At 69.9% G+C, this 24,778-nt stretch carries 27 protein-coding genes and 2 pseudogenes; 12 read left to right on the top strand and 17 right to left on the bottom strand.

Annotation, left to right across the window (positions count from 1 at the left end; genetic code table 11):
• Positions 1–248: 248 nt before the first annotated feature.
• Both ACFYXA_RS09965 and ACFYXA_RS09970 read left to right on the top strand, forming a co-directional pair.
• Positions 249–1,121 (top strand): alpha/beta fold hydrolase, encoded by an 873-nt coding sequence (locus ACFYXA_RS09965; protein WP_389031665.1) that lies wholly within the window; start codon positions 249–251, stop codon positions 1,119–1,121.
• 6 nt (positions 1,122–1,127) lie between these two features.
• Positions 1,128–1,949 carry a hypothetical protein gene (locus ACFYXA_RS09970; protein ID WP_389030388.1) on the top strand — a complete coding sequence of 274 codons (822 nt, stop codon included), beginning with the start codon at positions 1,128–1,130 and terminating at the stop codon, positions 1,947–1,949.
• A 140-nt stretch (positions 1,950–2,089) separates the two neighbouring features.
• Here the strand turns inward: ACFYXA_RS09970 and ACFYXA_RS09975 are convergent, their stop codons facing one another.
• Together ACFYXA_RS09975 and ACFYXA_RS09980 are read right to left on the bottom strand one after the other, a co-directional pair.
• Complete coding sequence (locus ACFYXA_RS09975) at positions 2,090–2,956, bottom strand: GyrI-like domain-containing protein (RefSeq protein WP_389030391.1); 867 nt, start codon at positions 2,954–2,956, stop codon at positions 2,090–2,092.
• 61 nt (positions 2,957–3,017) lie between these two features.
• Positions 3,018–3,830, bottom strand: a complete 813-nt coding sequence (locus ACFYXA_RS09980; RefSeq protein WP_389030395.1) for a phytanoyl-CoA dioxygenase family protein — start codon at positions 3,828–3,830, stop codon at positions 3,018–3,020.
• Between the two features lie 291 nt (positions 3,831–4,121).
• Between ACFYXA_RS09980 and ACFYXA_RS09985 the strand changes: the two genes are divergently transcribed.
• Positions 4,122–4,664 carry an SUKH-4 family immunity protein gene (locus ACFYXA_RS09985; protein WP_389030398.1) on the top strand — a complete coding sequence of 181 codons (543 nt, stop codon included), beginning with the start codon at positions 4,122–4,124 and terminating at the stop codon, positions 4,662–4,664.
• 99 nt (positions 4,665–4,763) lie between these two features.
• Here ACFYXA_RS09985 and ACFYXA_RS09990 read toward each other — a convergent pair whose 3' ends face one another.
• From ACFYXA_RS09990 to ACFYXA_RS10015, 6 genes and pseudogenes are all read right to left on the bottom strand, one after another.
• Positions 4,764–4,979, bottom strand: coding sequence for a hypothetical protein (locus ACFYXA_RS09990; RefSeq protein WP_352247369.1), 216 nt, complete (start codon positions 4,977–4,979; stop codon positions 4,764–4,766).
• Positions 4,980–5,532: 553 nt separating this feature from the next.
• A complete protein-coding gene (locus ACFYXA_RS09995; protein ID WP_389031668.1) occupies positions 5,533–5,904 on the bottom strand; it encodes a MerR family transcriptional regulator in 372 nt (123 codons plus the stop codon).
• A gap of 26 nt (positions 5,905–5,930) precedes the next feature.
• Entirely contained in the window at positions 5,931–6,692 is a 762-nt protein-coding gene (locus ACFYXA_RS10000) for an SDR family NAD(P)-dependent oxidoreductase (RefSeq protein ID WP_389030402.1), read from the bottom strand.
• A 74-nt stretch (positions 6,693–6,766) separates the two neighbouring features.
• Positions 6,767–6,994, bottom strand: a pseudogene (locus ACFYXA_RS10005) (hypothetical protein); the annotation flags it as partial.
• A gap of 51 nt (positions 6,995–7,045) precedes the next feature.
• The gene (locus tag ACFYXA_RS10010; RefSeq protein WP_389030405.1) at positions 7,046–7,759 is read right to left on the bottom strand and encodes a hypothetical protein; all 714 of its coding nucleotides are present in this window, start codon (positions 7,757–7,759) and stop codon (positions 7,046–7,048) included.
• A gap of 215 nt (positions 7,760–7,974) precedes the next feature.
• The gene (locus ACFYXA_RS10015; RefSeq protein ID WP_352247363.1) at positions 7,975–8,355 is read right to left on the bottom strand and encodes a hypothetical protein; all 381 of its coding nucleotides are present in this window, start codon (positions 8,353–8,355) and stop codon (positions 7,975–7,977) included.
• A gap of 65 nt (positions 8,356–8,420) precedes the next feature.
• On the opposite strand from ACFYXA_RS10015, the gene ACFYXA_RS10020 reads away from it, so the two are divergent.
• Positions 8,421–8,873: a MarR family winged helix-turn-helix transcriptional regulator gene (locus ACFYXA_RS10020; protein WP_389030408.1), complete on the top strand. Its 453-nt coding sequence runs from the start codon at positions 8,421–8,423 to the stop codon at positions 8,871–8,873.
• Positions 8,874–9,742: 869 nt separating this feature from the next.
• Here ACFYXA_RS10020 and ACFYXA_RS10025 read toward each other — a convergent pair.
• On the bottom strand, positions 9,743–10,633 hold the full coding sequence (locus ACFYXA_RS10025) for an SDR family oxidoreductase (RefSeq protein ID WP_389030411.1): 891 nt from the start codon (positions 10,631–10,633) through the stop codon (positions 9,743–9,745).
• 430 nt (positions 10,634–11,063) lie between these two features.
• On the opposite strand from ACFYXA_RS10025, the gene ACFYXA_RS10030 reads away from it, so the two are divergent.
• Positions 11,064–11,939, top strand: a complete 876-nt coding sequence (locus ACFYXA_RS10030; RefSeq protein ID WP_389030414.1) for a helix-turn-helix transcriptional regulator — start codon at positions 11,064–11,066, stop codon at positions 11,937–11,939.
• 240 nt (positions 11,940–12,179) lie between these two features.
• Here ACFYXA_RS10030 and ACFYXA_RS10035 read toward each other — a convergent pair whose 3' ends face one another.
• Positions 12,180–12,392 carry an Atu4866 domain-containing protein gene (locus ACFYXA_RS10035; RefSeq protein ID WP_389031671.1) on the bottom strand — a complete coding sequence of 71 codons (213 nt, stop codon included), beginning with the start codon at positions 12,390–12,392 and terminating at the stop codon, positions 12,180–12,182.
• A 517-nt stretch (positions 12,393–12,909) separates the two neighbouring features.
• Between ACFYXA_RS10035 and ACFYXA_RS10040 the strand changes: the two genes are divergently transcribed.
• The gene (locus ACFYXA_RS10040) at positions 12,910–14,301 is read left to right on the top strand and encodes an amidohydrolase family protein (protein ID WP_389030417.1); all 1,392 of its coding nucleotides are present in this window, start codon (positions 12,910–12,912) and stop codon (positions 14,299–14,301) included.
• 174 nt (positions 14,302–14,475) lie between these two features.
• On the opposite strand, the gene ACFYXA_RS10045 is transcribed toward ACFYXA_RS10040, so the two are convergent.
• Positions 14,476–15,081 (bottom strand): TetR/AcrR family transcriptional regulator, encoded by a 606-nt coding sequence (locus ACFYXA_RS10045; protein ID WP_352247437.1) that lies wholly within the window; start codon positions 15,079–15,081, stop codon positions 14,476–14,478.
• Positions 15,082–15,130: 49 nt separating this feature from the next.
• Here ACFYXA_RS10045 and ACFYXA_RS10050 point away from each other — a divergent pair, with 49 nt between their 5' ends.
• Positions 15,131–15,595 (top strand): SRPBCC family protein, encoded by a 465-nt coding sequence (locus ACFYXA_RS10050; protein WP_352247358.1) that lies wholly within the window; start codon positions 15,131–15,133, stop codon positions 15,593–15,595.
• Between the two features lie 99 nt (positions 15,596–15,694).
• On the opposite strand, the gene ACFYXA_RS10055 is transcribed toward ACFYXA_RS10050, so the two are convergent.
• Positions 15,695–15,937 carry a hypothetical protein gene (locus ACFYXA_RS10055; protein ID WP_389030420.1) on the bottom strand — a complete coding sequence of 81 codons (243 nt, stop codon included), beginning with the start codon at positions 15,935–15,937 and terminating at the stop codon, positions 15,695–15,697.
• Between the two features lie 213 nt (positions 15,938–16,150).
• On the opposite strand from ACFYXA_RS10055, the gene ACFYXA_RS10060 reads away from it, so the two are divergent.
• From ACFYXA_RS10060 to ACFYXA_RS10070, 3 genes are all read left to right on the top strand, one after another.
• Positions 16,151–16,384, top strand: a complete 234-nt coding sequence (locus tag ACFYXA_RS10060; RefSeq protein ID WP_389030423.1) for a hypothetical protein — start codon at positions 16,151–16,153, stop codon at positions 16,382–16,384.
• A gap of 60 nt (positions 16,385–16,444) precedes the next feature.
• Entirely contained in the window at positions 16,445–16,612 is a 168-nt protein-coding gene (locus ACFYXA_RS10065; protein WP_352247356.1) for a hypothetical protein, read from the top strand.
• Positions 16,613–16,698: 86 nt separating this feature from the next.
• The gene (locus ACFYXA_RS10070; RefSeq protein WP_352247355.1) at positions 16,699–18,849 is read left to right on the top strand and encodes an MMPL family transporter; all 2,151 of its coding nucleotides are present in this window, start codon (positions 16,699–16,701) and stop codon (positions 18,847–18,849) included.
• Positions 18,850–19,147: 298 nt separating this feature from the next.
• Here ACFYXA_RS10070 and ACFYXA_RS10075 read toward each other — a convergent pair whose 3' ends face one another.
• The 3 genes from ACFYXA_RS10075 to ACFYXA_RS10085 form a co-directional block, all read right to left on the bottom strand.
• Positions 19,148–20,599: an ATP-binding protein gene (locus ACFYXA_RS10075; RefSeq protein ID WP_389030427.1), complete on the bottom strand. Its 1,452-nt coding sequence runs from the start codon at positions 20,597–20,599 to the stop codon at positions 19,148–19,150.
• The gene (locus ACFYXA_RS10080) at positions 20,596–21,288 is read right to left on the bottom strand and encodes a response regulator transcription factor (protein ID WP_389030429.1); all 693 of its coding nucleotides are present in this window, start codon (positions 21,286–21,288) and stop codon (positions 20,596–20,598) included. Before ACFYXA_RS10080 ends, ACFYXA_RS10075 begins: the two co-directional genes overlap by 4 nt.
• Before the next feature lie 116 nt (positions 21,289–21,404).
• On the bottom strand, positions 21,405–22,448 hold the full coding sequence (locus tag ACFYXA_RS10085) for an NAD(P)-dependent alcohol dehydrogenase (protein WP_389030432.1): 1,044 nt from the start codon (positions 22,446–22,448) through the stop codon (positions 21,405–21,407).
• Between the two features lie 94 nt (positions 22,449–22,542).
• Here ACFYXA_RS10085 and ACFYXA_RS10090 point away from each other — a divergent pair, with 94 nt between their 5' ends.
• Positions 22,543–23,139: a TetR family transcriptional regulator gene (locus tag ACFYXA_RS10090; protein WP_352247351.1), complete on the top strand. Its 597-nt coding sequence runs from the start codon at positions 22,543–22,545 to the stop codon at positions 23,137–23,139.
• 16 nt (positions 23,140–23,155) lie between these two features.
• A pseudogene (locus tag ACFYXA_RS10095) lies at positions 23,156–23,263 on the top strand (IS630 family transposase); the annotation flags it as partial.
• Between the two features lie 115 nt (positions 23,264–23,378).
• Here the strand turns inward: ACFYXA_RS10095 and ACFYXA_RS10100 are convergent.
• On the bottom strand, positions 23,379–23,789 hold the full coding sequence (locus tag ACFYXA_RS10100; protein WP_389030436.1) for a DUF6924 domain-containing protein: 411 nt from the start codon (positions 23,787–23,789) through the stop codon (positions 23,379–23,381).
• A 471-nt stretch (positions 23,790–24,260) separates the two neighbouring features.
• A complete protein-coding gene (locus ACFYXA_RS10105) occupies positions 24,261–24,719 on the bottom strand; it encodes a MarR family winged helix-turn-helix transcriptional regulator (protein WP_389030439.1) in 459 nt (152 codons plus the stop codon).
• Between the last annotated feature and the right edge of the window lie 59 nt (positions 24,720–24,778).

Below are 24,778 nucleotides of genomic sequence, written 5' to 3' on the forward strand. Positions count from 1 at the left end.
GAGCTCCGTGAGCCGGGCTCGATTGCCGGTGGACGGTGCCGTACGCCAACTGCCGTGCGACATGGCTCATGACCGTCTCCTCGGGTGATCCGAGGACATGTCATGGCCGCAGGGGTGACGGGTATCGGCTTTCCGACCGGTTATATGTGAATTCGACGTCAGGTTCAACCGCCGCGCGCTCTTGACAGCACCTCCCCTTGCCGCAAGGGTACCGACCAGTCGGTACCGAAGGGTGGATCGTGACTCAGCTGAGCATCTCCACACATGCGGGCGTGTTCGACGCGATCGCTGCCGGTCCCGCCGGGGGCCGCCCGGTGCTCTTGCTGCACGGATTCCCGCAGACGGGGGTGGTGTGGCGGAGGCAGATCGAGGCGTTGGCCGCGCAGGGCTGCCGGGTGGTGGCACCCGACCAACGTGGGTACTCCCCCGGGGCCCGTCCCCAGCGACCCGAGGACTATCGGATCAGCCATCTCGTCGACGACGTCGTGGCGATCACGGAGGAACTGGGCTGGGCGACGTTCGACCTGGTCGGCCACGACTGGGGCGGCGCGGTGGCCTGGTGGACGGCTGACGCCCACCCCGGCCGCGTGCGCACTCTCACGGTCGTCTCGACCCCGCACCCCGGCGCCCTGGCCACCACCCTGCGCACGGATGAGGACCAGCGCAGTCGCTCGCACTACATGATCGACTGGCGCGAAACGCCCACGACCGAAGAGCGCATGCTGGCCCACGACGCCCAAGAGCTTCGCGATTTCTACGCCGGAAAGGTCCCGCAAGACAGTGCGGACGCCTATGTACGCCACCTGTCCCGGCCTGGCGCTCTCACCGCCGCGCTGAACTGGTACCGCGCCGGCCGCCCCGACGGCGCGATCGGGGTCGTCGACGTTCCCACGCTGTACGTCTGGAGCACGGACGACAGCGCGTTCGGCCCGGCAGCCGCGCAGGAGACCGAGCGATGGGTCAGCGGGCCGTACCGATTCGAGATCCTCCACGGCGTCAGCCACTGGATCCCCGAGGAAGCGCCCGAGCCGCTGAGCAACCTGCTGCTCGACCATCTCCGAGCGCACGGCGAGTACTCACCCCGCAGCGAAAACGCTGTCGTCGACCCTCAGAAAAGGTGACCCCCCATGGATGCTGCGCGTGCGGCCTGGCGCCGCCTCGAGCCCGTACACGCCATGATCTACTTCGCCCCTGAGGCAAGGCGACGGTACGCGGAACTCGGCCTGAGCGGACGCGCCGGCTACTTCGCCTTCCGCAGCGCCGCCTTCGGCCGAGCCTCCGCCGAGCTGGTCATCTCCACCTTCTACAACTTCAACCCCGATGTCGTACGGCAGGCGGTCGACGGGGTCTGGGAGACGGCGACGCCGCAGCAGGTGCTGGACGCGCGGTACGCCGCGGCGGGCGAGGCTCTGCGGCGGGCCAAAGTCCACGAACTGCCGTACCTGAGCGAGGTCCTGGCGCTGACCCGCCGGGCGGCCGAGGCGGCCCGCGAACACGCGCAGGGCCGCCCGCTGTTCGCCGCGCATGCCGCACTGCCTTGGCCGCAGGAGCCGGTGCTGCAGCTGTGGCACGCCCAGACACTGCTTCGGGAGTTCCGCGGAGACGGCCACGTGGCCTGCCTGCTGAGCGAGGGCGTCGGCGGCTTGGAAGCCCTGATCCTGCACGCCGCCACCGGTGACGTACCCGTCGACTTCCTCAAAGCCAGCCGAGCATGGCCCGAGGAGGAGTGGACCGCCGCCGAGGAGCGCCTGCGCGAGCGAGGTCTCCTGGACGGCGACTCCCTCAGCCCGGAAGGCGCGACCCTGCGCCGACACATCGAGGACCGCACCGACCACCTGGCCCTTCCCGCCTACGCCGCACTGGGTGAAGCCGACTGTGAGCGGCTCGCCGATCTCGCGAGCCCCTTCGGCCGCGCCGTCGTCGAAGCCGGCCTTCTCAAGGTCGGCTGACCGTCACCTTTCCGCTCCGCTCAGCCTGCGGGCGCTCGGCTGTTGCCGCTCTTCGACCAGGTCTGGTTCTCGGTCATCACGCCACCTCGCCGGCGAGCTCTTGGACTCGCACACGCCCTGCCCGGGGTGTGCCGTTGTGTTCAGCCGTGCTCGGGCTCCACCGGGAGCCACAGTTCGGCGTCGGCCTCGGCCTTGTTCTGTGACAGGTGGGTGCGCAGGATCTCGGGGCCGGTGCGAGTGCGGTACGGGTTCGACGGGAACCACTCGGTGAACACGTCCCGCCATAGCTCCTGGATGGCCTGCGGCACCGGCCCGGAGGTGGTGAAGACCGCCCAGGTGCCGGCCGGGACGGCCAAGGCGATCGTGCCCTCCGGCGTGGCCGCGGAGGTGACAACGCCTTGGTGGTAGTCGAGTTCTGTGCCCTCGGCGCGGCTGGGATCCAGATCGTCGCACACTGCGACGATGCCGTGCGGTTCCTGGTCCGACAGCTTCTCCAGGCGCTCCAGCGCCCGCGGGTCGATCCCGCGGACGAAGTCGATGATCGCCTGGTTCGGGCCCGCGTGCACCAGCGGTACCCGGGTCTTGAACCCGACGACGGTGAAGTCCGCCTTGTCCACGACGCGGTAGCGCATACTGCTGCGGCCTTCGACGGTGAGGCGGAAAGCCATCCGAGGCTGGGAATTGAGCGCGGCGCCGGTGCGCCGGGCCTCGCCTGGTCCGATGCCGTGCATGGCACGGAACGCGCGCGCGAACGCCTCGCCGGAGCTGTAGCCGTAGCGCACCGCGATCTCCAGCAGCGTTTCACGCCCCGCGAGTACTTCGGCGCCCGCGAGAGTGAGCCGACGGCGCCGGACGTACTCCGACAGCGGCATGCCCGCGAGCGCGGAGAACATCCGGCGCAGGTGGTGCTCCGATGTGGCCGCGATACGTGCCAACTCCGCTACGTCGACGGCCTGGTCGAGATGGCACTCGATGTGCCCCATGGCCTGGTTCAGCCGCTCCAGCATGCCTTGCCTCCTTCCCGTCCCTCTTCACGAACACCTTGCCGACGATAGTCGTGAAGCACGTCTACCCAGCGCTGTGGCCGGTGCCGTACCCGTCCGGGCCGGGGGTCTCCAGTCCCAGGCCCCGGCGTATCGCGACCTCCACGGGCGAGTACGCGCCGTCGGCCCGCTCCAGTTCGTACGGCGCGGCCGGCATCAGCGGCGGCTGGGCCATGAAGCGCGGCCGGACCCCATGGTGCGGTTGAGCTGCGTGCACCAGGAAGGGATGGCACAGGAAGACATCGCCCGGGGACCCGGTGGCGAGGGCGAGTGGCCGGTGGTCGGACGCAGACACCAGATCAGGGGCGAGGGTCAGCCCGCTCGCCCCGTCCTCCCCGTACTCCTCCAGCACCTTCGGCACGTCGAGGTGTGAGCCGACCCGGATCCGGGTCGGGGCGTCCTCCTCACCGACCTCGCTGAACAGAAACAGCATCAGCAGCGCCCGGCCCCGGGAGCGCAGATTCGTGAAGTACCAGCTCTCGCCCTCCGGCAGATAGCTCCCCTCGATGTGCCAGCCCGCGTCGTCGGGCTCCTCCTCGTGCGGGAAGCGCAGCGGGAACGTGCCCAGCGAGTAGCGCGGCTCCCAGCGTCCCGCGCCGACGAGCAGGTCGTACGCGTGCTGCAGAGACGGTGAGTTGGGCGCGGCGGCGAACGGTCCCTGCGCCATGCCGCCCACCCAGTGCACGGGCTGCGTCCACGTCGACGGGTCGTCCGGGTCGCAGCCCGTCTCCCGCCACAGCAGCCGCGCGCAGTCCGCGGCCACACGCGGCGCGACGGCGCCCTCCAACTTGACGAAGCCGTCGCGGAGGAAAAGGGATACCAAGGTCGTGTCATCCATGCCGCCATCGTGCGGCGCCACCGGCCCCGCTCACCCGACATTCTCCGCACCGCGTTTGTCGGGTACGAGGATGGGCCCCCTGTCACGGCGCCCGCTTGGGTTCGTGCCCGGAAGGGGTGGGCGTCAGCCGTCAACCTACGTCGTCGTCGACGGCGGCCGGGTCTGGAAGGGGAACCTGGAGCCGATACGCCCCCGGCGACCACCGAGGAGTGCGTCCCCGATGGGGGCCACGTGCCTGTCAGTCCCGCTCGATAGGGTCCGCGTCGCAGCCAGCCGCGGAAGGACTCTCACATGACAACGTTTGACGAGCTCACTGCCTGGGCCGGCACAGGGAACGTCACAAGGGCAGACTCGGCAGTCGTGTCGGGCTGGCGGATCCCCGAGGATCAGAGGGCGCTACTGGTTGATGTCGGGATCCCCATCGTCGATCGGTTGATCGAGTACGCATCGTTCCAGGTGGAGGCGGCTCCAGCACTCCAGACGGCAGATGGCAGGTCGCTCTACCGCCTCACCCGGGATCACCATGGCAACCTGATGCCCGGCCTGGAATGGTCGTTCGGCGTCGAACCCGGGACAGGCACGGTCCACTACGTCCTTCCGCAAGGCAAGGCATGGTTCGCCAACTCCTCCATCGACCTCTGGCTGCGGACCCTTCACCACTACGGCCGGCACGTCAGCGAGTCCGAGATCCTCAGCGACCCGGATGACCTCGAGGACGAAGCCCTGGCAGAGCTCAGCATGCTCGCTGACGAACTCAAGAAGATCGATCCACCTGCCTTCGACGGCTACAACGGTTTCCTCTGGGCCGAGTTCCTCGAGCGCTGGCTCTGGTAGTCACCCGCGGCCGCCACGATCCCCAGGCGATCACTCACCGTGTCCGGCGGGTCGAGCGGCTCGCGAATACACGACACCGCCTGCTTGAATTCCCGGGGACTATCGAGGCCACATGTCGGCTCCGCCGCCGCGCCACTCGATCAGCCCGGACGTTTCGACGTACGTCTCGTCGGCGTCCTCGATTCCCGCTCGGCGCAGGAACTCGGCGACGTCGAGCAGCCCGTACGCCATGCCCAGAAACTGGTCGGCGACGCGGACCCGGCGGCCGCCGTCCGCGGCGGGCGGGTAGACGACGACGGGATGTGCCGAGGCCATGCCACCAGGGTGCGGCCCGAGGCTGCCGGGCGCATGCTGGAGCGGCCCTCACCGCTCGTAGCGGTCTGGTGACCGTACCGTGCCACTTGACCGCCTCGTCCTGATCCATCTGCTCATCTTCGCTGCCGTCGATGAACCACAAGACATCGACAAAAGCCTCGGCCAAAGCACGAGTCAGGGACGGGCACGAAGACGTCACGACGGCTCCCAGCAGATCAACAGCAGAGTCCGGCCACCCCACCACACACCACCCACATCACCTTCCGTGAGCCTCCACGGAAAGTGGACCAGAGCCCGTTCTCATGAACAGAGCCAATACGCGGAGATCCCCGGCACGCACTGGATCGGGCACCTGTCCCGCCTGACCGGCCCGGACGCTCCGCTGCCCGCCCTCCCCACCGCGGGCGACGCCCTCACCGCCCACACCCGCCTCCAGCAGGCAGACACCACCTCGCCCCTCACCGGATGGCACGTCCGGGCACGGGACATGCCCAGGCGGGACTGTCTCATCGTGCTCGGTCAGTTCTTCGGTTTCCGCCGTGAGACGTCTGAGTCAGGCCACCGGGCGGATCCGGCCACCCGTCTTGCGTCGAAGTGCGGATTCCAGCCGGTCGCGGGCCTCGGTCTGGGCAGCGATCCGTTCGTTGAGGACCGCCAGCCGTTCCAGTGCGACCCGCAGACCGTTGTCCGACGGCGGTGCGGCAGCCACATCGCCGTCCAGGCAGGGCAGGAACACCTGCACGTCGTCGAGGGTGAGTCCGGCGGCCAGCAGGTAGCGGATGTTGCGGACCCGCACCACTGCCCGTTCGTCGTAGATGCGGTAACCGTTGGCGGCCCGCTCGGAGGAGATCAACCCGGCCTGTTCGTAGTGCCGCAGCGCACGGGAGGTCGTCCCGGTTCCCTTGGCCAGCTCGCCGATCCTCACCCGTGTCACCTCCGGGGCCACTCCTATCACGCCACGACCGCCCCGCCGTCGACCGGGAGGACGATTCCGGTGACGAACGACGCAGCTGGTGAGGCGAGTTGGGTGATGGCCCAGGCCACCTCCTCGGGCCGACCGATACGCCCCAGCGGGGTGTGGGCCAGCTGCCATTCCCGCACTGCGGCCCTCCGCTGCGGCGTCAGGCCCTGGTGTTCGCCGATCGGGGTGTCGATCGCGCCGGGGGCGACCGCGACCACGCGGATGCCGCGGGATGCCAGTTCGACCGCCCAGCTGCGGGTCAGCAGTTCCAGCGCGGTCTTGGTCGCCGCGTAGACCGAGCTGCCGGGCCAGGCCCGCTGCCCCACCGATGTGCTCACATTGACGATCACCCCGCCGGCCGTCTCCAGGAGGGGCAGTGCGGCCTGGGTCAGCAGGATGGGTGCGATCAGGTTGGTGGCGATCTGCGGGGTGATCGTCTCGGGGGTGAGGGAGCCGAGGGCGCCGCTGCGCACGACGCCGGCGTTGTTGACCAGCACGTCCAGGCGGCCGTGGAGCTCCCGCGCGGTGTGGATGATTCGTTCGGGTTCTCCCGCGGCGGTGATGTCCGCGGCCAGCGGGGTGATCCGCTCGTGGCCGGCGGCGGTCTCGTGGAGCGGTTCGGCTCGCCGGCCTACGGCGAGCACGTGGGCGCCCTCGGCGGCGAAAGCCCGGGCGGTGGCCCGACCGATCCCGGTGCCGGCTCCGGTGACGGCGACGGTCCTGGTGCTCTGCGGTGCGGTGCTGGTGTCCATGGCGTGATCGTTCAACCCTGCCGCCAGTGGCAAGGTCAAGCGGCGGCCGGCGGGGCCCGATGACCCAAGGGGCTCACCGGGCCGGGAGCGTGTGGACCCTGGTGTGGGCCCCGCCGAGCGGCCCGCACGTGGGAGGAGCCGATCACCGCCCGCGACCAGTCCAGCTTCTTCAGCAGCACCAGGTGCAGTTCGTCCCACACTCCGGCCTCGTTCCACGCGACCAGACGGCGCCAGGCGGCCAGACGGCGCCAGCAGGTCATGCCCGAGCCGAAGCCCAGTTCCTGGGGCACGTAGAAGTCCCATGATCAACGACTTCTTCAGCGGCAAGCCGGCCGCAATCGTTCCGCCGGGATTCAGCCTGTCGGCCAGAGCGGGAGATCAGCGTGCCGGACCTGGTATCCGCCCTTCGTGACCGGGGCGAACGGGGCCGGTGCCAGGCAGGAGTTCACCTCGTCCCTTTTCGCCTCGAAGCCGGGAGTCCAATTCACCCCGCCGTCCCAGGAGAAGCCCACCCGGTCGCGTGACACCTTTCCGGGCTTGTCCTCGCCACCGTCTTGGACACTGACTCCCAGCCGGACGCCCACCCAGTCCGGGCCGTTGGCGCTCACCTCGGTGATGACGGCGGTCAGGGTTGCGGTGCCGGGTGCGGTCACCAGGCAGTCGACCGTGCCGGTGGCCGTGACTGTCCTGTCCTGCCCAGGTTCGTAGTGGGAGATCCTTACCGTCCCGTAGGCGTCGGTCGGTAACCCACTGGCCGATCCGGGGATCGGTCTGCTGTAGGGAGCGGCATGTGCCTCCACCGTGATCGAACGGATGTCGTCATCGTTCAGATACGGCAGCCGGAACTCGGCGGTCCCGGTCACGCTCGCGTGCAGCGGCCGTTGTGCCGACTTCCCGGCCGCCGTCGCGCCGGTGACGCCGGTGGCGCAGACCGCCAAGGCGGCCGCAGCCGCTATGGATGCGGCCTTGCGTGTCGGGAAAAGTGACCGCACGGGTTTCATGGAGCCTCCAATATTCGTGTCTTTGCAGGGGAGGTCTCCCCCGCTCGCATTGATCCTCGGCTTCACACGGTGGCCACGTCGTCGGTCCCGAGAAGCAACCGCCCGACGCGGGTGTGGTCCTGTGGCCGCACTCGCTTTCGGCAAGAAGGCCGATGCCCGCGCAGCAGGCCGCGAGGTCTGCCGGCGGCGGATTTACGCCCGATCAGCGACGGCGGACCTAGGGCGTGTTGCGAAAGTAGCGTCGTCCGCCCGCCGGGCAGGCGGGACTTTCGAAACACGCCCTAGGACTGCAGGCCAGTCCGGGCGCGGGCCCAGGTCTCCGTCGGATCGAACGCCTCCGAGCGCCAGGTGGTGGAGGTCAGGGCACCTCGCCCCCGGTACGCGCGCATGATCTCGACGTGTGGCGGCCAGGCGACGAACCGTTGCAAGGCAGTCTCGTCGCGCCAGACAGCCACGGCACCGCAGCGACCGGCGGTGGGGCGCGCCCAGAGCCACATCCCGTACGCCCCTTCCAACTCTGGCCAGCCCGTCGCGAGCCTGCGAGCCGCGCGGTGGATCCCGGGCAGGTCCGTGACCCTGTCGAGCCTGAAGTCGGTGACGCTGACCAGGACGGGGCCCTCGCGGTCGTGGTCCGGCCCGGGTATCCATGACGATCTCACCATGTTCGTAAGCATGTGCTTACGATCTACCTGAGCATACGATTTGTCAACGGGCTACTTTCATCCACATGAACGCAGCTCCCGGGAACGGGTCCCGCCTTGACCTAGCCGCGATGGTCGTCCCCCTGGGCCGTGCTCTGATGGCCGCTGAACAGCCGGTCCTCGACGCCCACGGTCTGACCATGTGGGCGTACGCGGTGCTTTCCCACCTCGATGAGACGCCGCTGCGCACCCAGGCCGCACTGGCCGAGGCCATCCATGCTGACAAGACCCGGATCATCGCCGTACTCGACGACCTGGAGTCCCGCGGGCTGCTGACCCGTCGGCCTGATCCCAAGGATCGCCGGGTGCGCCTGCTCTCCCTCACGTCCGAGGGCCGCCGGCTCCGGGACGTCGTCCGAGCCGCCGTCCAAGACCGCGAGGAACGCCTGCTCGGTCAGCTTCCGGCCGCTGACAGGGAGACATTCCTGCGGAGCCTGCGCACGCTGTACGAGGCGAGCCAGAGCCGTCCAGGTCGCTGAACGGCCCCTCACCCCCACCGCCCAGGTGAAACCGGCCGGGCTCCTGGCCGGCTATGAGGGCGTCGGCGGCTGCGAGGGCGTCCTGACCCGTCGGACGGCTGCCGTGCTGGTCCAACCGGATGTCTTGGTGGAAGTTCGCGTCGACGTCGCCCGCGACCGAGGAGGAGAAGCCGCAGCCGCGCCGTACGCAGGCCGACAAGTGGGCGATGAACTCCGCGGCCGCCAAGCAGTTCTACGAGCGCGAGGGCACCTTCGAGTCCCGAGGCAGCATGTCGAGCGGATCGCAATCGGCGGCGACGGGGACGGCGAGGAGCAGAAGGAGCGGGAGCTTCGGCTCGTGGAATGGGTCGGGAATCAGCGGAGTAGGGTCGCGACGCTGGCGCCGGAACGGGTGGAACAGGTGTCCGCGATCGGCATGCGCTGGAGCTACCCCCATCTGAACCGCGTTGGGGCCCGGAGTGGCGGTAGTCCGGGCCTTCGCCGGCGATCCACACGCGCCTCCTGCCTCGCCTGGCCCTGGCGGGGCCGGCGCGCCGTGTCGATGCCGTGCAGATGCGGGATCTTTCGCCCGCAGGGTGGCGAGTGTCAGCGGCGATGGGCGCTGCACGCGAGACCGGCTCACCGGCTGGTGCACCCGCCGGCCCTAGGCCGGCCGCCAGGCTCGAGGAACCAGCCACCGGCCACCGGCCACCCGTCACGAAGTCGGGCGGGTCCTCACCATCGGCGAGGGGTTCAACTCAGCGTCTACCACTATCCCGTCGTCGAAGCCGCCCACCGGCAGCGACTCGACACCCGGAACGCATGGCGACCCCGCGCCGCCAAGGGGAACCACCCGCGGCGGAGGCCTGGGGCGCGGCCTCGCGGTGGGGTCACGGCAGGGGGGTGCCGCCGGTCGCGTTGAGGATTTCGGCGGTGATGAAGCTCGCTTCCTGTGAGGCGAGGTAGACGTACGCGGGAGCCAGTTCGGCCGGCTGCGCCGGTCGGCCCAGCGGGCTCTGCTTCCCGAACTCCGCCGTGTCGGGCATTGTCGCCGGGATCAACGGCGTCCACACCGGGCCGGGTGCCACAGCGTTGACGCGGATGCCGCGCTCCGCCAGCATCTGCGCCAGTCCCTGCGTGAAGGTGACGATCGCGCCCTTGGTCATCGCGTAGTCCAGCAGGTGCGGGCTCGGCTTGTACGCCTGCACCGAGGTGGAGTTGATGACACTGCCGCCCTCCGGGATGTGCGGCAGGGCGTACTTGGTCAGCCAGAACATGCCGTAGAGGTTCGTTCGCATCACCCGGTCGAACTGCTCGGTTGAGATCGCCTCGATTCCGTCCGGCTGAGACATCTGGTACGCCGCATTGTTCACCAGGACGTCGATGCGGCCGAACTCCTCGACCGCCCTGTCGACGAGCGCCCGGCACTCGTCCTCCTCGCGGATGTCGCAGGGGACGGCGATCGCCTTGCGTCCTGCGTCGTTCACCAGCCGGGTCGTCTCCGCCGCGTCGTCCGCCTCCTGCTCCAGGTGGGTGAACAGCACGTCGGCGCCCTCGCGGGCGAACGCCAGGGCCACGGCCCGGCCGATGCCGGAGTCGCCGCCTGTGATGACCGTCTTACGGCCATCCAGCCGACCGGAGCCCCGGTAGGAGTCCTCGCCATGGTCCGGCGGCGGGTCCATCGGGCCGGTCCACCCCGGATGCGGCTGGTCCTGCGAGGGGAAGCCGGGCCTGGGGTGCTGCGTCCTCGGATCCTGCTGAGCGTGCTGCTCGTCGCCCACGTAGGCCTCCCTTGTGATCGGGCGGTGTTCTGGATCACCGGGTTCCCACATTCACCGAGCGGAAGCCACCTCCCACACGAACAGCCGGGTGGGATGCGGGGTGGGGGGTGAGTTACGGCGGGAGCGGGGGGTCTCGGTCTTTCGTGCCCTGACGGCATGCGCATCGAAAACCGGGTGCTGATCGTGACCCTGGGTCCGACGAGCGCGGCACCCGACGACACCCGGGCTGCCGCGCTCCGTCGGCGTCGGCCGGAAGGCGCCGTCCAGCCGAGTGCCTTCGCTGCGGCACGGTCAACCGATCTCCACGACGACTCGGGGCCGTTCCGTGTTCATGACGTGCTGGGCCCTTCCTGCGGTGGACAGAACGGGTCGGGGAGGGTGGACGTCCCGTCCACCGACGGCCGGCATTTCCCTCCACTAGGTTGGGGTCATGAGCGACAGCACTCCTCTGGGAGACTTCCTCAGAGCACGGCGCGAAGCCCTCAAGCCGCAAGACGTGGGCCTTCCGGAGCACGGGCGCAGGCGGGTGCCGGGGCTGCGCCGCGAGGAGGTCGCCATGCTCGCGGGCATGAGCTCCGACTACTACATGCGCCTGGAACAGGGCCGGGAGACCAGTCCGTCGCCCCAGGTGATCGACGCGATCGCCGCCGCCCTCCACCTCGACGACGAGGCACACGACCACCTGCGCAGACTCACCCGGGCGCCCCGGGGGCGCCGCGGCATTTCCGCCGGTCACAACAGGATCAGCCCCCAGCTTCTGCAGCTGATCGACAACTGGCCCGACACCCCCGCCTTCGTCCTGGGACCGGCCCTGGGCATCCTGGCGCACAACGCGCTCGCCGCGGCCCTGCACAGCGGATTCCAGCGGTTCGACAACCTGGCCCACATGATCTTCCTGGACCCGGCCGGGCCCACGTTCTACCAGGACTGGGACAAGGCCGCGAACTCCTGCGTGGCCGAGCTGCGCGCGGCCTACGGACACGAACCCGACTCCTCGCGGATCACCGAAGTCGTCGACACACTCTGCGCGAAGAGCCCCGAATTCGCCGAACTATGGGCACGGCACGAGGTGAAGCGCAAGACCCAGCAGGCGAAGAACCTCGCACACCCCGGGGTCGGCGCTCTGGAGATCCAGTTCTCGGCCTTCACCGTCAGCGGTGCGCCGCACCAGCAGCTGGTCGTCTACCAGGCCGAGCCGGCCAGTGCCACCGCGGCCGCCTTCGCCGAACTCCGGTCCCGCGCCGACCGAGGGCAATCCGCACAGATGGTGCAGGGCGAATCCGGCGGGGCTCTCAGCGCCACCTGACTTCCTAGGTGACGTGCATGCGACATGTGCCCACGGCCACCACGGAGAATCGGCTGCGCCACCTGCGCGAGCTGACCACACCGCCCATCGCTCGAAGTCGTGGGGACAGCGAATGGCTCGGGCCTGGCCGACGGTGGGACGGACGACGATCTCGCCGACATCCACGTCAGGGGTGATCGTCGACAGCGAAGGCGATCGCCACCGCGCCGGACGTGGCCGGGATGGCACGCCCCTCTGGCCTCACTGCCTGGCGCGCTCGTCTCCCTCGCGGTAGTGCACCAGATGCTCGTGAAAGGGAATACCGTCGCGGATGTCGCCGGTGGCGGTGAAGCCGAGGTCGACGTAGTCGATGTGGTTGCCGGTGACGGTGTAGCGGCCGGTACAGGCGCTCTGACGGTTTCCGCGGGCCTCGTCATAGCGGCCGTTCGGCAGCAGTTCCTCGATGGCAACCAGGTCGCCGTCCGCTCAGGCGCGGGCTTCATGGGGGCGGCGCACCCACGATCGCGAGGGGAACGGCGCGGCGACATCAGGGTGCCGGCACAGGCGAGTCTCCCGGGCCCCTGTCACGAGCAGCGGGCCGACCATGGGTGCCGCGCACCCGGGGATACGGCGGCCTGGTTCCGATTCCGCAGGGCGACGAACGTGACGGTCACGCAGCTGCTGTAGCGGCCGAGCGGCTGCCGCCCACCTGCACCCGCGCTCGCTTCGCACATCGGGCAGACCGATGAGCCGAACTCCCTGGGGAGCACCATGACCATCACCGACACCGTGAGCTGGAACTCGGCGCCCCCACAGTCCCGATCCTGGGTGCGCCACACCTGGGGAAACCACGGCCTGGTTGCCGTAGTGGGCGGGACCGAGGCTGGTGTTCGAGCGGCCTCGGCCGCCCCCGGCGACCCACCCCTCCCAGCTCTCTCCCGCGGACGGGCCCTGTTTCCAGCCCTGTCCGCCGTACGGAAGCAGACCTCTCATGAACGTCAACGACACCACCAGCGCAGCCGTGCTCGATGAGCTCCGGCGCCGCCCCGCCGATCAGCGGCGCATCCTTTTCACCGGCGCGACCATCGTCACCATGGACCCCGACCTCGGCGTCGTCGAGGGCGGCGACCTCCTCGTCGAGGGCGACACCATCACCGCCGTCGGCCGTGACCTCGCCGCGGGCGACGCCGTGGTCGTCGACGCCACCGGCACCATCCTCAGCCCCGGCTTCGTCGACACCCACCGGCACGCCTGGGAGGCCCAGTTGCGCCGGATCATGCCGGACGTCGACGACCTCGGCGGCTACGTCATGTCCACCCTCGCCGGCTACGCCACGGTCTACCGGCCCGAGGACATGTACATCGGCACCAAGCTGGCCGCCCTCACCGCGATCGACAGCGGCATCACGACCATGCTCGACTTCTCCCACAACTCCCGCACCCGCGAGCACTCCGACGCCGCCATCGAGGCCCTCCTCGACACCGGCGTCCGCGGCGTGCACGCCTCCATGGGCCCGCACTTCGGCGACTGGGACCGCCAGTGGCCCGGCGACCTGACCCGCGTCAAGGACCAGTACTTCAGCAGCGACGACCAGCTGCTGACCCTGCGCCTGGCGACGCTGGCCACCGACGAGATCGCCGGACCGGCGCTCGCCTATGGTCCCGAACTCGCCCGTGTCGCCAAGGACCTGGGCATCGGAGTGAGCGTGGACGCCGTCTTCGGCACCCCCTCCTCCGAGGCAATTGTGCGCTGGGCCAAGGACGGCATCCTCAGCCCCGACGTCACCCTCATCCACTCCACCGGGCTGACCCCCGAGGCATGGAAGGCGATGGGAGAGACCGGGACCACCGTGGCGCTCGCCCCCACCTCCGACGCCCAGATCGGCCTGGAGACCGCGATCCCCGCCATCGACGAGGCCCTGTCCGTCGGCATCCGCCCCGGACTGAGCATCGACGTCGAAGTCGCCCTGGCCAGCGACATGTTCACGCAGATGCGGGCCCTGCACGCCATCCAGCGGATGCGCGCCGTCAACGCCGCCTACGGCACCGACGAGCAGCCCCAGCGCATCACCACCCACGACGTCCTGGACTTCGCCACCCTCCAGGGCGCCCACACCAACGGCCTGGCCGCCGTCACCGGCTCACTCACCCCGGGCAAGAAGGCCGACCTCCTTGTCATCCAGGCCGAGGACCTCAACAACATGCCGCTCAACGACCCGATCGGCACCGTCGTGCTGGGCTCCGACACCCGCAACATCAGCGCCGTCCTCATCAACGGCGAGCCCCGCAAGTGGAACGGCCACGTCCTCGACATCGACCTGACCGCCCTGCGCGCCGAGGTCAACGCCTCGCGCGAGTACGTGCTGAACACCCCGGCCGCCTGAGCAGCCCCCTTCATCGTCCACCGGCGGGCCCCACCCCGGCCGGGGGAACCCATCGCACCCGGCGGTGCCATCGGCCGATCGCGTCGCGCGCAAACACATGGGGCCGCCACCAGTCGCCCGCTTTCGAACGGTGCTACGACGTCTGGCCCAGCCGCTTCGCCTGATCGGAACTCGTCACTCCGAGCCGTAGTACAGCCGGAGGAACTCCTCCATCGCCGCGTCGACGCCGGCGCGGTCACCGGTAGCAAGCAGGTCGAGCAGCAGACCGCGGACGGTGGCGAGTCCCAGCCTGGCCCGGTTCCGGGCCGCGTCAGGCTCCGCCCCCGCACCGACCTCGGCGGCTGCGAGCGGCTCCAGCCAGTCCGTCACAAGCCCTTCGAGAACCGGGGCGGCCTCGGGGCGGCCACGCAGCGCATGCCCGCAGATTTCGAAGAAGAGCCGCTCCTGACCGGCCAGCCGAGGGTCCGTCAGATCCCGCCACAACAGCCGCGCGACATCGGCGGGCGAGAGACCGGTCTCCAGGCGGAGCCGGGACAGCACATCACGCTGGCGCCGCTCCGACGTCCGGACGATCTCGACGAGCAACTGTTCCTTGGAGCCGAAGTAGTGGATCAGCATGCGGTGACTGACACCGATCGCGGCGCCCAGCCCGCGCAGGCTCAGGTCCGCGATGCCGTGTGCCGCGACGTGGTCGACAGCCGCGTCCACCAGTTGTGCGCGCCGATCCCCATGCGCGTCTTGCTCGGACTCGCGCTCGGGAAGCGAGTCATCCATGGCCATCACGTCACGACTGTACCAATCGGTACATGCCACATGTACCGTGTGGTACATGAAGCCTGTCACCGTGTCGATCGACGTACCTCAGACTCCCGAGCAGGTCTACGGCTTCCTCGACGTCATGGCCCACCACGAGCGGTTCACCGACCACTACCTGACCAACTGGCGCTACAGCGGCCCTGCCCAGGGCATCGGATCGTCCGCCACCGTCACCGCCGCCCTGAGCGGCACGAAGACCGATGTCACCATCAAGGTCATCGAGGCCGAGGCGCCGCGGCGCATCGTCGAACACAACGTCAGCGCGGCCGGTCGGCGACTGGCTCACGGCACCTACGCCATCGAACCGCTGCGAACCGGTGGGACCCGCATCTCGTTCACGTACACGTGGGTGCACGCCCCTCTCGCCGACCGGCTGCTGGCCCCAGTCGTGCGGACCACGATGCGGCACGCCAACCGCACGGTCATGCGACGCCTTGCCACCGAGTTGGCTCGCCACGTGTCCGCCACCGAATCCTGACGGCGGTACATGCCCCCTTCTCCCCGCCGCAGGCCTGACACCCATGGGGCCCTGCCCTCGGGCACAGACTCCTCTGGCGGGCGCTGCGCGCTGACCAGCTCACACACCTGATCCTTGGCGCAGCAGGCCGCGCACACAGCGGCCTCCCGCCGTCGACGAGTCCTTGGCCCCGACCTTCACAGCCCTGTGGTGGGCCCGGCGATGCTTGCGGGCGGTCGCGCGCGCCTGCATGATCTGCGCGCTGCCCGCCAGCGCGGTGAGCAGGATGTCCGCCACCGCGACCAGCAGCAGGGCCACGCGCAGCGGAACGTGCCCGCGGGCACTGAAGTGGCTGACGTCCACCGACTGCTCCTGAGTCTGGTCAATGGTCGGCCGCGGTGCACACCGCCATGATCTGCTGGTGGGCCGGATGATCCGGCAGCTTCGGTGCCGGCGGCGCGGGCGTCCCGGGGTCGGGCGGCCCCAGCAGTGTCTTGCGGGTGATCCGGACTTCTTCGGCGGCGCGGCCGAGTTCGTCGACTGTGCGGTCGTAACACCCGGGCTCAGGTCGCCCTGATGCGACCCGACCCGCAGACGAGGGCGCTGTGGGAGCTGCTCTCCGACCTGATGGACCTCGACTACGCCCACCGGGACATTGCCGACATGCTCGACCGCACGGACGTCCGGTACGAACTGGGCGACGTCCACCGGCTCGTCGGCACCCTGTGCCCGGACGTGAAGTTGACGCTGGAGCGGCTCCGACCCGGACGTCGTCACCGCGGTGACCCGGTCGGCGGACCTGCTGCGTGAGGGGCGTGGGCTCCTGCTCGACCTCGTCGACCGCGCGGAGGTCCGCGACGCCGCGGCCGCGTGGACCGGACGGTCGACACCGTCATCTCCCGCACGGACCGGGTGGACGTCGACGCGTTGCTCATCCGGCCCGACGGCTGTGTCGCCCGGGCCTTGCCCACCGGGCAGGACCTCGACGCCACCGCGCTGGTGTGTGCGCCGGGCACACGATTCGGCCAACCGGCCTGAGCACCGCTTTAACAGTCCTCCAAGGTTCGCTCGGTACCAAGTAGGCGTCCAGACAAGCGATGTGACCCGTATGCAGGAGGCTAGTGATGGCAGTCGACGCAGCACCGTCCGGGGAAGCGCGGGCCGGTCGGTTGGCAGGCCGGTGGGTGCCGTGGTTGGTGATCGGCTTGTGGCTGGTGCTGGCGGCGGGAATGGTGCCGCTGAGCGGAAAGTTGAGCTCGGTCACCACCGACAGCGCCGTGGACACCCTGCCGGCCAGTGCCGAGTCCACCAAGGTGGCGGTGCTGGACGACAGTCTCCCCGGCGGTGACGACAACACGTTCGTCTTCGTGTACCACCGCGCCGGCGGCATGACCGACGCCGACCGCGCGACGGTCGAGCGCCAATACGACACCCTTGCCAAGCGGTACCCGCCGAAGGCGACGGCGGCGGCCGGCGAGGACGACGAGGGCTCACCGATGAGACCCTCCACCGACGGCAAGGCGATGATGTTCACCCTCGATGTGAGCACGACCTACGGCGCACCGGAGGCCATCGTCGGCCCGTTGCGTGACGCCGCGAAGGACCGCCCCTCCGGCCTGGAACTCGACGTGACCGGCCCGGGCGCGATCGACGGCGACATGGAGGCCGTCTTCGACGGCATCGACGTGCAGGTCCTCCTCACCACCATCGTCGTCGTCACGCTCCTGCTCATCCTCACCTACCGCAGCCCGGTGTTGTGGCTCATCCCGCTCATGGCCGTGGGCGCGGCCGCCCTGACCGCGATGGCGACCGTCTACCTGCTCGTCAAGGGCTTCGGCATCGTGGTCAACGACCAGAACTCGGCGCTGCTGACGATCCTGGTGTTCGGCGTCGGCACGGACTACGCGCTGTTGCTCATCGCTCGATATCGGGAAGCACTGCACCACCACGAGAACGCCCGGGTCGCGATGGTCCACGCGCTGCGCGGCGCGGCGCCGGCCATCGTCGCGTCCGCGGCCACCGTGGTCGCCGGCCTGCTCTGCCTGCTCGTCGCGGACCTGAACAGCACCAGCGGGTTGGGCCCGATCGGCGCGGCAGGCATCCTGTGCGCGCTGGTGGCCATGCTGACGCTGTTCCCGGCGGTGCTCGTCGTGCTCGGCAGGCGGATCTTCTGGCCGGCCATCCCGCGGTTCAGCACGGCCGTGGAGGAGAAGCCGGGGCTGTGGGGACGGCTCGGCACCGCCATCAGCCGCCGCCGGTGGGTGGCGACGCTCGGCTCGCTCGGAGTCCTCGGCGTGCTCGCCCTCGGGCTGGCGGGCAACACCGGCGCCCTGCGGGAGCAGGACCAGTTCCTGTCCGCGCCGGAGTCGGTCACCGGCTTCACCGTCCTCCGCCAGCACTTCCCGGAGCTCGGCGGCCAGCCCATGACGATCTTCACGCGGCCGGCGCAGCAGGAGCGGGTGCTCGACGTCGTCAAGGACACTCGCGGTGTGGCCCTGGCCATCCCGGAGCAGACCAGCGGCGGCTGGGCCAACATCTCGGTGTTCCCGAAGGACGCGCCGGACACCGCCGCGGAGTACGACACGATCAAGCGGGTGCGCACCGCCGTGCACGCCGTGAGCGGGGCGGAGGCGATCGTCGGCGGGCCGAGTGCGGAGAACCTCGACACCGAGGTGACCACCAAGCGCGACGAGAAACTGGTGATCCCGCTGGTGCTCGCCGTCGTCCTGATCATCCTCGGACTGCTGCTGCGCGCGATCCTGGCCCCGCTGGCCCTGATGGCCACCGTGATCGTCTCATTCGCCGCAGCCTTCGGCGGCAGCGTGTTCGTCTTCGACACGATCCTCGGGTTCAAGGGGATCGACTATTCGGTGCCGCTGCTGGCATTCCTGTTCCTGGTGGCGCTCGGCGTCGACTACAACATCTTCCTGGCCAGCCGGGCCCGGGAGGAGACCGTGCGTCTCGGCACCCGAGAGGGCATGCTCAAAGCCCTCTCCGCCACCGGCGGCGTCATCACCTCGGCAGGCCTGGTGCTGGCGGCCACGTTCGCGGTTCTCGCCACGCTTCCGCTGGTGATGCTGATCGAGGTCGGGTTCCTGGTCGCCTTCGGCGTGCTGCTCGACGCGCTGCTGGTGCGGTCGGTCCTGGTGCCCGCCCTCACCCTGCTGATCGGCCGCCGGATCTGGTGGCCGAGCCGGCTGTCCCGCCCAGCGGCGGAGCTGCCGGACGGTCGACAGCCGCTCGCCGACGACGAGGTGCCCGCGCTGCAACGGTGAGCGCGGCGGCACGGACGAGATCCGGGACGGGCCCCAGGCCCGTCCCGGATCTCTTTCATGGGTCCGACGGCCGGCGCCCTTTGGTCCTGCGTCGTGCGGCCGGGACTGGGGTCGGCGCATCGCGGTGTCATCCCCGGCGGTGAGCCGCGCGGGGCCATGCCCGAGGGCCCGCCGTCCCTTGTCCTGCGCAGCGCCGCCGAGGCGGGTCAGCGCACCGCGGTGTCATCCCCGGCGGTGAGCCGCGCCGGGCCTGCCCGAGGACCGCCGTCCCTTGTCCTGCGCAGCCCCGCCAGGCGGGTCAGCGCACCGAGGTGTCATCCCCGGCGGTGAGCCGCGGGATCGGGGCGGGCGGGGCCGCGGCCGGAACGTCGACCCGGAGCAGCGCGCCACCGCGTGCGGAGCGGGCGACGGCGGCCCGGCCGCCGTGGGCGTCGACGACCCGCTGCACTATCGACAGCCCCAGACCGGATCCCGGCAACGCCCGGGCGCTGTCGGCACGGTAGAACCGGTCGAACACCCGCGGTACGTCGGCGGCGTCGATGCCCGGCCCGGCGTCGTCGACCTCGAGCACCGCCGACGCGCCCTCGGCCCGGAGCCGGACCTGGACCGGCTGGTCCGCGGGGGACCACTTGCCGGCGTTGTCGATGAGGTTGAGCACCGCCCGCTCGAGCGCAGCGGGACGCCCGCTCACCCACACAGAGGTCACGTCGAGCGCGACCTCGATGTCGGGCATGCGGGAACGCGCCCGAGTCGCGGCGGCCACCACCACGTCGGCGAGATCGAGCACCTCGGTGCTCTCGTCGCTGACGTCACCGCGCGCCAGGTCGGTCAGCTCGGCGGCAAGGGTGCTCAACTCGGCCACCTGGGCGCCGAGATCGTTGAGCAGCCGGGTCCGGCTCTCCGCCGGCAGTGCGCTGTCCAGGGTGCCGCGCTGATCGAGCCGGATCAGCAGCTCGACGTTGAGGCGCAGGCTGGTGAGCGGGGTCTTGAGCTCGTGGGCGGCGTCCTCGGCGAGCAGCCGCTGGGCCCGCCGGGAGTCCCGGAGCGCGGCGAGCATGTCGTTGATCGACTGGATCAGCCGCCGGATCTCCCCACCGCCCTCGTCCGGGATGTCGGCGTCGAGATCCCGGGTGTGCGCGACACGTACCGCGGCGGCGGTCAGCCGGTCGATCGGTGCCAGCCCGGTCCGCGCCACGGTCCGCCCGACGAGGGCGCCGCCGACCGCGCAGAGCAGCCCGATCAGCAGCATGCCCAACCCGAACCGGTTGATCGGACTGTCGTCGACGACGCGGGCCACCTGGACCGCGCCGTCGCCCGCCCGCAGCGTGTAGATGAGGTAGCCGTCGTCGTCGCTGTCGTTCGACTCCATCAGGTCGGCCGACGCGCCCTGCGCCACGCGCCCGGCGTGCTCGCTGACCGGGGGCAGCGCGGGTTGGCCGGCCGGCGTCCGGATCGAGCCGTCGGGCAGGATGACCCGCACCAGCCGACCGGATCCGGGATACGGCGGTAGCTGGACCTGCGCCAGACCGGCGCGCTCCGCGTCTGTCGCCAGGACGCGGGAGTCGGCGCGCAGCTGATTCTCGGCGGCGTCCTGCAGCTCCCAGCCCAGTAGCTCGCTGGCCACCTGGAAGGCCACGAACACGCTGACCGCGATGGCCGTCGCCGCGATCACCGTCAGCCTGGTCCGCAGGGACCTCCGGCGCCACCATCGGGTCAGCCGGCGCGGTTCCCGGCCGGCGGGCCTGCTCACGGAGGAGTCTCCTGCAACGTGTATCCCAGGCCGCGCAGCGTGTAGATCAATCGCGGCTCACCCTCGGCCTCCATCTTGCGGCGCAGGTAACTCACGTATACCTGGAGGTTGTTGGCTGTGGCGCTCATGTCGAAGCCCCAGATCGCCTCGAACAGCGCATCGCGGGTCACGACCCGGGTCGCGTTGCTCATAAGGACCTGCAGGAGGGAGAACTCGGTCCGGGTCAGGCGCAGCGGCCGCCCGCCACGCCACGCCTCGAACCTGTCGGGATCGAGCCGGACGTCGGCGAACGACAGGATCTGCGACTCCCCGTCGGTCGGCGTGCGCCGGCGCAGCAGGGCCCGCACCCGGGCCAGTAACTCCTCGGTGGCGAACGGCTTGGGCAGGTAGTCGTCGGCGCCCGCGTCCAGCCCCGTGACCCGGTCGGAGACCTGGTCACGGGCGGTCAGCATCAGCACCGGCAGATCCCGACCCGCGGCCCGCAACCGCCGGCAGGTCTCCAACCCGCCGAGGCGGGGCATCATCACGTCGAGGATCAGCAGATCCAGCGTGTCGCCTTCGGCCCCAACGACCCCGTCGAGTACGGCGAGACCGTTGGCGACGGTGCTGGTGTCGTAACCCTCGACCTGGAGCACCCGCTCCAGCGAGTCACGGATGGCCGCTTCATCATCCGCGATCATGATCCGCACGCCGGCCCGCCCCCTTCCAGTCGATGTTTTTGCCGCTCATTGTCCCCGATCAACCTGAGACCAGGCTTAGAGCGCCGCTGGGGACCGCGCTCTTGTTGGACACGCCGCGCCGTCGGTCAGTCCAGGTCGGACATGTCGAGCACGAAGCGGTAGCGGACGTCGTTGCGCTCCAAGCGTTCGAGAGCCGTGTTCACCTGGGACGACGGCAGCAGCTCGATGTCGGCGGTGATGCCGTGCTCAGCGCAGAAGTGCAGCATGGCGGCGGTGGACGGGCGGCCGCCGCTGCCGGCGGAGCTGAGCTTCTTGCGGCCGATGAGCAGGTCCATGGTGTCCACGGTGACCGGTCCGAGGTGGCCGAGGTGGCTGAGCGTGCCGTCCATGGCGACCACACGCAGATACGGAGCCAGGTCGTGGGGGGCGGAGATGGTGTCGATGACCACATCGAACCGGTCGCGGACCGCTTCCATCTGCTTCGGATCGGTGGACACGACGAATCCCTGCGCCCCCAGGCCGCGCGCTTCGTCAGCCTTGTCCGGGGTCCGGCTGATGACAGACGTCGTGGCGCCGAGTGCGGTCGCCATCTTGACCGCGAGGTGCCCCAGGCCGCCCAGCCCGGCCACGGCCACGGTACTGCCCGGGCCCACTCCGAGCGCCTGCAGCGGTTCCCAGACGGTGACGCCGGCGCAGAGCAGGGGGGCTGCGCCGGCTGCGTCGAGGCCCGCAGGGAGGTGGTAGGCAAACTGATTGCTCACGACGTACTCGCGGGAGTACCCGCCCAGCGTGGTCGACCCGTCCTGCCGGTCGGCTCCGCCGTAGGTCAGTGTCGGGAACTCACGACAGAAGTTCTCTTGGCCGGCCTGGCACATGCGGCACATGCCGCACGAGTCGACGATGTTGCCGACGGCCACGGGGTCGCCCGGGGAGAAGTCGGAAACCGCGCTGCCGACCTCGGTCACCACGCCCGTGAACTCATGCCCGGGTACGAGCACGCCGTTCGCGTCGTTCCCGTGCGCCTGCAGCGCGTGGAGGTCTGTGTGGCAGACACCGCAGTAGTCGACACGCACCGCGATGTCGTCCTCGCGCAGGTCCCGGCGCTCCAGCGCAGCGCGGCGCAGAGTCCGCGTCGCGCTGTCCGCCTGCCATCCCGTCGTGGAACGCATCTCTGACTCCTTAGACAGACTGTTCGGTCTGTTTGACCGTAGCGCATGCGAGGCAAGAAGCAAACAGACGAGTCTGTCTGTTAAGGTCCCGGATATGCCCGACCAGCCGGCCAGCAGCCGCGGTGCCGCGACCTACCAGCGCATCGTCGACGCCGCCACCCAGGAATTCGCCCAGCACGGCATCGCCGGTGCACGCATCGAGCGGATCATCGCCGCCGCACGCACCAACAAGGCGCAGCTCTATGGCTACTTCGGCAACAAGGAACAGCTCTTCGATGCGATCTTCTTCGCCTCACTGGAGCGGATCACCAATGTCGTCCCCATCGACGCCACGGACCTCGCCGACTGGGCGGTGCGCCTCTACGACGAGTACCTCAGCCGCCCCGACCTGATCCGGCTCGCGACCTGGGCGCGCCTGGAGCGGCGCCCGACCGGGTATCTCGTGGCGGACCACGACCGCTACGACGACCACAAACTCCGTGCCATCGCAGAGGCCCAGGCCGCCGGGCGCATCAGGCAGGGAGATCCCTTCGACGTGATGGCCATGGTCATCGCCATGTCCATGGCCTGGTCTCCGGTGAGCAACGTCTACGCCGCCTCCACCCAGGAGCCCGAGAGCCTGCACGACCAGCGGCGCACCCTGCTCCGAGACTGCGTAAGCCGCGCCGTCGCCCCGGACCAGGGAGCCTGAGCCCAGCCTTCATCAGCTGTGGGGCGTCAACCGTCGCAGGAAGGGTGCCGGAAGCACGCCGGCCGCGCTGAAGTCGATCCCCGCCGCCCGCCTGGACGGCGCACCCATCTACGTGATCCTGGACGTGGGCGCTCGCTGCCCAGCGCCGAGAACGCGCCCGCATCCGCAGCGAGAAAGGCATGCGCTGAGGCGGGCGCCCCCAAGCACGAGCAGCCTTAGCCTGTCTGACGGCCAGTGAATCAAAAACCTCGGAACACGCCGTCGCCATCGACGGCGCCGACGAACTCCTCGAAGTCCATGTTCGCGCCCGAGACGTTGTTCTCGATGCCCCACAACTCGGCTGCCGCAACGCGGACGCAACGCCCACGCTCGCCCCGCCTGTCCACCACGAGGAGCGGCAGCTCAGCGGAGGTGACAGCTATGAAGTCCGCCAGGACAAGAAGTGGATGCTGGTACTCCGCGGGTGCCAGGTCGAGAGCCTGGTCGGGCGTCAAACTCTCGTACTGCCGATCGTCGACAAGGGCGACGTTGGCCAAGAAGCCGTCCTTGCCAGGCGAGAACAGCGCCGTACGCAGAGCGTCCCAAGCACCGTCTGCCGAGAAGTCGGTGCGCACGACGAGGGCTTCCAAAGTGCACGGGAACTGCCTCATGCGCGGACAGTACCGCCGACCCGGTGAACCTTGACGGTCAGAGCAGCGGCACGTATAGCCACCCCCCGATGACACCGGACGTCCGCGTCTTCCGCGGCAAGGGTCTGCTGGAGCACCCCGAGGCCCGGCACTCCGTCTACCTCCAAGCCTTCTGGGATCCGCCCTGGAGCGAGGACGAGGAGCAGGCGGTCGAGTTCGTCGGCCGGCTGGTGGACAACGTCCGGCGCCCCGGCTTCACCGCGGCGCTCACCTTCGCCGGGGCGGACGTCGTCGGCTTCGCCACCGCCTGGACGACCGTTGGCCCCCCCCTTCCCCACCGACCGCTGCTATCCGCAGGCCGCCGCCGGCCTGGGAAGAGAGCGCACAGTGGAGTGGCTGTGCGGCGCCCTCGCTCGCGCGGCCGCCAAGACGCTGAAGCGCAGGCCCGACCTCGCCACACAGGGACGAGGCCGCGGCCATTGATCGAATAGTTCAACTGTGCGGCCTGCTGCGCGCCACCGCAGGCAACCCGTCGACCGTTGCCGCGAGCAGAGGCAGGAGCTGGGCGAGCGCTCCCTGGTCACCGATGGCGTCGAGAAGCCGGGTCTGGTCGGAGTGGATGCGGTGGGCGGCGCGCTGTTGGAGGATGCGGCCGCGGGCGGTGAGGTGCAGCAGGACGCGGCGACGGTCGTCGGGGTCGGGCCGACGGTAGACCAGATTGTCGGCGACCATGCGGTCGACGAGCTTGGTCAGAGTGGGCGCCGGCATGAGGGCGTGGTCGGCGATTTCGGACATCGGGTGGCCCTGCCCGTCGGCAACGGCCGACAGGACGCGCCACTCTTCCACCGAGCAGTCCTCCTCGGCCAGCACCACGGCCAAGCGCCGGCCGAGGCGTCGCTCGGCGTGCCTGAGGAGGTGGGCAAGGTCCGGAGAGGAGGGTTCGGACGGCATTGCCGGTGTCCTTCCGATAGGTCTAGTGTTCGCGCAGATCACGAGCCTCCGCGAGGGCG

The sequence above is a fragment of the Streptomyces sp. NPDC002566 genome, assembly GCF_042889585.1.
Lineage (GTDB): Bacteria > Actinomycetota > Actinomycetes > Streptomycetales > Streptomycetaceae > Streptomyces.